Raw genomic sequence first — 5,881 nt, 5'->3', positions numbered from 1 at the left:
GCTCTGTTCTTGGGAGACTGAGGGGTTTGGGGGCGTGGGTTTGGGGGGGGTTTCTGCCTTGCTGGGCGCGGGGGGCTTTTTGGTGCGCTTTGGCATGCGCGCGTTGAGCTTGTTGGTGATAAAGTCATAGAGTCTAACAGCCGTTTCCTCATCTAAGCTAGAAGTGGGCTTGAGATCTAGACCAATCTCCTTGGCTTCCTTGATAACGATTTTTACATCGGTCCTGCCCAATTCTAACACAAAATCTTTCAGTGCGATTCCACTCATGACGCTCTCACCTCTTCTAACCATGCTTGGATGTAGTGTTTATTTTTGGGAGCATGTTTGAGCTTTAAGACTTGTTTGCATGCATTTTTCGCATGGATACATGCCCCACATAGATAAAAACTACGCCCACTTCCCTGAAAAGCCACAATTCTACCCTCTTGTACGCTAAAACGCAACAACACCGCTTGCATGAGACGTTGCCTACAGCATACGCATGTGCGCACCGCGTTTTTAGAAACAAAGGTTTTAATTTTCAATCTGCACTCCTTCATTGTCAAAATCTAGCGACAATACTCTAAAATTAGGATACTTCTGTTGCAATGTACTTTGCAGGGCCTTAGCGTCTTCAGCATAGCACATGTTAAAAAACGATGAACCGCTCCCAGAGAGTGTACTCATCAACGCGCCATGTTCTAACGCCATTTTCTGCACGCCATAGAGCACGGGATAGAGCTTCATGCGCTTATCTTGATGCAAACGATCCTTAGAGGCCACCTTTAGCATGTCCCATTTTTCCTGACTAAAGGCCATACACATGAGACTGGCATGCGCGAGGTTATAGCTTGCATCGGCATGGCTGCAGCGCTTGGGTAAGGCCTGTCGTGAGAGTTTGGTAGAAATAGCATGAGGGGGAATCACAATGACTGCTTTCAGATAGCTAGGAATCAAGGTGCGCAAATGGTACACTTTTTTTTTGAGCGGATCGGGACCAGGAAAGTTCTCCACCATCGCCGCATTAAAACCCCCAAAGATGGCCGGCGTGATATTATCCGGATGGGATTCATAGGCCAAACTCGCATGGAGCACCTCTTCCTTTTCAATACAACCATGCAAGTAGTGGCTCACCGCGCTTAACGCGCCCACCACAATTGCAGAACTGCTACCCAACCCCCTAGAAATGGGGATGGTATTATGGAAGAGAAACTCAAAATTCTGCTGTATGCCTCGTTGTTGCAGCGCGCCCTTAAAGAGATTGACAAAGACATTGTCTACAAGGAACTTAGAAAACCCCTCGCCCTCGCCCTGAATCTTAATGCTGGTAAAGACAGAGGGGACAACACTAAAGCGGTTCTTGAGATCTAAACCAAGCCCTAAACAATCAAACCCCGGTCCTAAGTTTGCGCTGGTGGCGGGCACACTGACAACCAAATCGCTTCCTAAATTTTGATGCCCTATTATAGCCTAATTTATGCTAATTTCGCCTAAACGGAAGGCAAAAGATATAAAGGTTGGGGCGCAACGTTGAAGACACTGGCCTTAAGCAAAATAGGCAAACGCATGCTCTGAGTTAGGGGTTTGTCTAAAGGGCTTAGGCAGATAGTGCCTTGATGGTCGCAGTAATAGTTGTTGCCAAAGGCCTTGATGGGCCTGTGGGCGTTGAAGACAAAGCCTAGAGCCCCGTAGAGCTTGAGATTTTGCGTAATAGCCAAGGTATGCACAAAGACATGCACGAGCTTCATTGCCATGAAACTTCCCGGCCCCGTGGCATAGTAAATAGCCTCCAAGCTATAGCCATGTCGGGCAATCCATGCCTGAACATGGGCAAACAACGTGGCTAACGCCTCGCTTGTCCTACGCGATGAAACCAAAGAATAGTACAACATGCCCCGCACGTAGACACCCATTTGTACCGGACTTTGTAGGGCTAAAACTCCCAGTGCGCAAGATCGCATACGCTAATTATAGGCGATCGCCACTTCCCTAGACTCCGTGGGAGCAACATGCTTTTGGGGTGCAGAGGAGAGATGCACCACTTCATAACTTTGGGTCTCCAACACCTTCTGCACTAGCATCGCGTTAAGCTTATGACTCCCCATGTAAGAGTGATAAGCCCCGACCACATTCTTGCCCAAAAACGCTAAGTCCCCCATCGCGTCCAAAATCTTGTGGCGCACGAATTCCTCTTCATAGCGTAAGCCCTCTTGATTCACAATGCCATGCTCGTCTAAAACGATGCAATTATTCAAACTGCCCCCCCTAGCTAACCCAATTGAGCGCAAGTAATTCACCTCCTGTAAAAAACCAAAGGTGCGCGCGCGTGCGATCTGCTCTTTATACTGCTGCCTTGAGAACTCAAAGTGGTAATGTTGCTCTCTAATCATGGGGTGGGCGAAGTTAATTCCAAATTCAAAGGAGAGAGAAGGGCTAGGGCTAATTTTGGCAAACTTAACCCCCTCCTTGACTTCCACCTCTCTAGTGATGCGCATAAAGGATTTGGGAGCTTCCAACTCCACAATACCCGCCTCGTCCAAAAGCATGCAATGGGCGATGGCAGAACCGTCCATAATGGGAATCTCCTCATTATCTACAGAGATTTTTAGATTGTCAATCCCATAAGCACTGATAGCCGAAAGCAAATGTTCCACAGTAGAGATGCGCATTTTCGCATTATCTTGAAGACCTAAAGTAGTCGCCATCGTAGTGTCTAGCACACTTTTGTAAGACAGGGGGAGCTCTATGTGCAAATCCGAACGCGCAAAGACGATCCCACACCCCACTCCCAAGGGCTCTAAAACCATTTTGACGGGTACACCCTTGTGCAAACCAATCCCCACCACCTCTACACGTCTTGCTATCGTTCTCTCTCTCATACAATATCCTTTATTTTGATTATATCGTCATTTCTCGTGATCAATTTTAACTTGTCATTCTCATTAAGACGCGCCAGTAGGGCATCGCTTAAGATTTCCCCCTGAAAAGTGATGTGCGAAGAATAGACGTTTTTAAGTACCATACATACTCCCATGCAAATAATAATCCCCTCGCAACGTCCATAGACACTAATATTTTGCTGGCCGACGATCTTAGCGCCATGGTTGATATTGCCCAGAAAGATCAAGCTGGCATTGCTGGCTATTTCTTCCCCACTACGGATATGGCGTTCAAAAATTTGCACCTGATCTAAAGGCTTGGGAGCTTTAGGGGCTTGCAACGCGCCAGAAGCCTCATAAATGACAATCTGATCGCTGGGTTTGCCCTTGAGATCCTTAGTACTGACACTATAAGCCAAGCCATAATGTTCTAGGGCTTGTAACACTTCTGATTGTGGGGGGGCTTTGAATAAAAGGAGGTAATCTTGCAAAAGTGGAGCGTTTTTATGGATGAAGTTCAAATATTGCTCTTTGGCCGCCACACTCAACTCAAAACAACGGACCTGCTTTTGTCTAGTCTGTAACACGGCTTACCTTTGCTCCTGAATACGCCGTTTGGCTCGATCTAGCACATCGTTGAAACGTTGGATAAAGCCTACATCCATCCACTCCCGCGGGCGTACAGAAACGCCTTGCACCAACACTTCAAAATGCACATGATCAACTTTGTTTGACGTATTTTTACCACTCACACCTAAAACGCTGCCCGCCTTCACCAAATCCCCCTTGCGCACTAACAGGCTTGCAAGACTCCCATAGAGCGTGTGCAAACCCAAGCCATGGGAGACAAGCACGCCCTTGCCATAGCTTTGTATTTCTTCAGAAAACACCACGCGCCCCTCGTTGCTAGCCAGAATCTTAGAGTGTTTGCCAAAGAAGTCTACTCCCAAATGCAATGATTCCCCTAGCACATCACCCTTGAACAAATAACGCTTCTTAGTGCCAAAGGGGGTCAAGATTCTAGACTTACCCACCCCTAAGGGGTTGAAGACTTGTAGGTGCAACGCTTCGTGGATGGGGATGTTGTGCAAGTCTTTAGCGATGATCTCTGTTAAGTTGGCGTGCATGGTAGCGCGTTCAAAATGCAGATCCTTCTTAAGGCTTTGGGTGGCTTGGGCCAGTGTCGCGTATTTCTTACTCATCTCCACATTGCGGTTGATATAGGGCGTGCGGGTGTTTTGGATAAATTTAAGCGGAAGGGTGGTGGTGTTGAAAGCCTTGTCTCTAGCCATAATGGTGGCGTTAAAAGCGCGCTGTTGCAAAGACCATGGCAAAATCACGGCGTAGTGCTTGTCTTTCATAAAGGGAAAGGCTTGAAAATCCCTGCTCCCATTATTTAGCCATACTTTTTCCAACGCGTCTTCTTCCACTTGAAACACCACTAACGCGCTCCCTCCATAGGTGATATTAGCCGATTGGGCAAGAGTGTGGATCGTGGGGGGAGTGGTGTCTAACACGAGATCAAAACTCTTACGCGTGGTGTTGCCACTAAAAAAATTCGCATTGCTCCAGTCGCACATGCGAATCTCATAGCGGAGTGTGGTTTGATCATGGAGCTGGATGGGGGGCTTGGGCAAGTCAAAATGCAAACGACTGGGTTCGTCTAACACAATCTGATTCTTCTCATAGACCACTAAATTATCATTCGTGGAAACCTTGACATGGTAAGAACGGATTTTAGCAGGAGTTTGCAAAGTTACGACCATGCGGTGCTTGAGATTCCAATGGGTGGGATTTTCCAAACTCAAGTCTTGCGTGGGGGTTTTTTTACCCCCCTCTTTGGTGATTTTCATCACCAAGTTAATGCGCCCTTGGTTATCCTTGCTAATCCAATAATTATAGCTCAAATACCCGCACCCTAACAACATTACCATTACAATCCAACGCCACACAATCGCCCCTTAAAAGACATACAGCACATTCACCACGACAAAACTGGTGCGCTTGAAACCGGTATTCCCACTGATTAAAGTCTTACTAGATTGCGCATTAGTATAAGTGGCTGGAGTTTCTGTACCAAAGCGCAAGTAGGTTAAGGGAATCTTTGTACCCAACTCCAAACGCAAATGTCTTTTATAGGTGAAAGCCAAGCCTAAATTGATCGTGTAATCTGCCTGCATCAACATTTTCCAAAAAAGATTCGGACTCTTATATCCATTGGCCACCACTTGATTGAACGCCTTATTGCTAAAATCGCGCAAGATCATTAAGCCCACGCCAAAACCCGCATACGCGCCGATAAAATGTTCTTTGGCGCGATCTAAGGGGATGTCTATGAGCGCGTCCATGTTCAAAGACCCCAAACCATAAAAAAGCTTGCCAAAGCCTTGAGAATTGCTATTGCCATTGAGCGTATTAATGCTGGCTAGCCCGGGTATGATGAGCAAATCTCCATAAACACGTGTCCCAAAATAGAGATTAAAAAATTGCTGGTAGCCTAACTCCACATTGAACATGCCAATGGTGTTTTTTAACGTAATGGCCGTATTGAAAACATCATTGGGCACTCTAATCCCAAGATTACTGCTTAAGACCTGCGCGCCACTGTAGGATTCTTGCAACCCTCCCACCCCAAAACCTCCTCCTAGAAAGAATCCGCTTTTTTCCTTCGCGATAGCATAGCTCTCTAGCTTTTCTGCCCTAAAGCGCCAGCTCTTGTTTTGATAGTGTTTATCCATGTATTTTTTAGAGTAGTAGTGTTGGGTCTGGGGGGTTTGGCCTAAGGCACGGATTTGTTCTTTTAAACTTTGCACCCGCGGATCGGAGTCATAATCAGGGTAAATGGGCGGAGGCAAAACCGGGTTTAAGGGCTGGGCACGTAGGGCAGGGTTAGCAAAGAAATAAGGGTTAGGAGGGGGGGCTAAATTGGGAGTGCCTACAGGGCTTGGTATACAAACAGGAGCGTTGGGAGATACCTGCATGGGGGGGGGGCGTGGGCTGGAGTTGGCTTTGGGGTTTTGGGG

Annotated in this window: 8 protein-coding genes; all 8 read right to left on the bottom strand. The window is 47.1% G+C overall.

The annotated features are described in order from the left end of the window. The coding region (locus EAO38_RS08220; RefSeq protein ID WP_162982750.1) for a hypothetical protein at window positions 1-267 on the bottom strand (267 nt) is incomplete at its 3' end. After that, window positions 264-524 carry a YlxR family protein gene (locus EAO38_RS08215; protein WP_121022804.1) on the bottom strand — a complete coding sequence of 87 codons (261 nt, stop codon included), beginning with the start codon at window positions 522-524 and terminating at the stop codon, window positions 264-266. The genes EAO38_RS08215 and EAO38_RS08220, both read right to left, overlap by 4 nt. Beyond that, window positions 514-1,416 (bottom strand): homoserine kinase, encoded by a 903-nt coding sequence (gene thrB / locus EAO38_RS08210; RefSeq protein ID WP_121022802.1) that lies wholly within the window; start codon window positions 1,414-1,416, stop codon window positions 514-516. The genes EAO38_RS08215 and thrB overlap by 11 nt, the downstream gene beginning before the upstream one ends. Before the next feature lie 53 nt (window positions 1,417-1,469). Beyond that, window positions 1,470-1,892, bottom strand: coding sequence for a hypothetical protein (locus tag EAO38_RS08205; protein ID WP_162982749.1), 423 nt, complete (start codon window positions 1,890-1,892; stop codon window positions 1,470-1,472). A gap of 51 nt (window positions 1,893-1,943) precedes the next feature. Further along, window positions 1,944-2,858 (bottom strand): UDP-3-O-acyl-N-acetylglucosamine deacetylase, encoded by a 915-nt coding sequence (gene lpxC, locus EAO38_RS08200; RefSeq protein ID WP_121022799.1) that lies wholly within the window; start codon window positions 2,856-2,858, stop codon window positions 1,944-1,946. Continuing rightward, window positions 2,855-3,445, bottom strand: coding sequence for a septum site-determining protein MinC (locus EAO38_RS08195; RefSeq protein WP_121022797.1), 591 nt, complete (start codon window positions 3,443-3,445; stop codon window positions 2,855-2,857). Before EAO38_RS08195 ends, lpxC begins: the two co-directional genes overlap by 4 nt. Window positions 3,446-3,448: 3 nt before the next feature. Next, entirely contained in the window at window positions 3,449-4,810 is a 1,362-nt protein-coding gene (locus EAO38_RS08190) for a M23 family metallopeptidase (RefSeq protein ID WP_121022795.1), read from the bottom strand. A 9-nt stretch (window positions 4,811-4,819) separates the two neighbouring features. Then, on the bottom strand, window positions 4,820-5,881 hold a 1,062-nt coding region (locus EAO38_RS08185; RefSeq protein WP_328588096.1), incomplete at its 5' end, for an outer membrane beta-barrel protein.

This window comes from Helicobacter vulpis (assembly GCF_003660395.1).
In the GTDB taxonomy this organism is placed as follows: Bacteria; Campylobacterota; Campylobacteria; order Campylobacterales; family Helicobacteraceae; genus Helicobacter; species Helicobacter vulpis.
Note: the sequence above shows the minus strand (reverse complement) of the source record. Positions and strands in the feature narration are given on the sequence as shown.

Excerpts from the sequence above, each read along its gene's own strand:
- EAO38_RS08205 (WP_162982749.1), bottom strand. The coding sequence starts at position 1,892 with ATGGGTGTCTACGTGCGGGGCATGTTGTACTATTCTTTGGTTTCATCG.
- lpxC (WP_121022799.1), bottom strand. The coding sequence starts at position 2,858 with ATGAGAGAGAGAACGATAGCAAGACGTGTAGAGGTGGTGGGGATTGGT.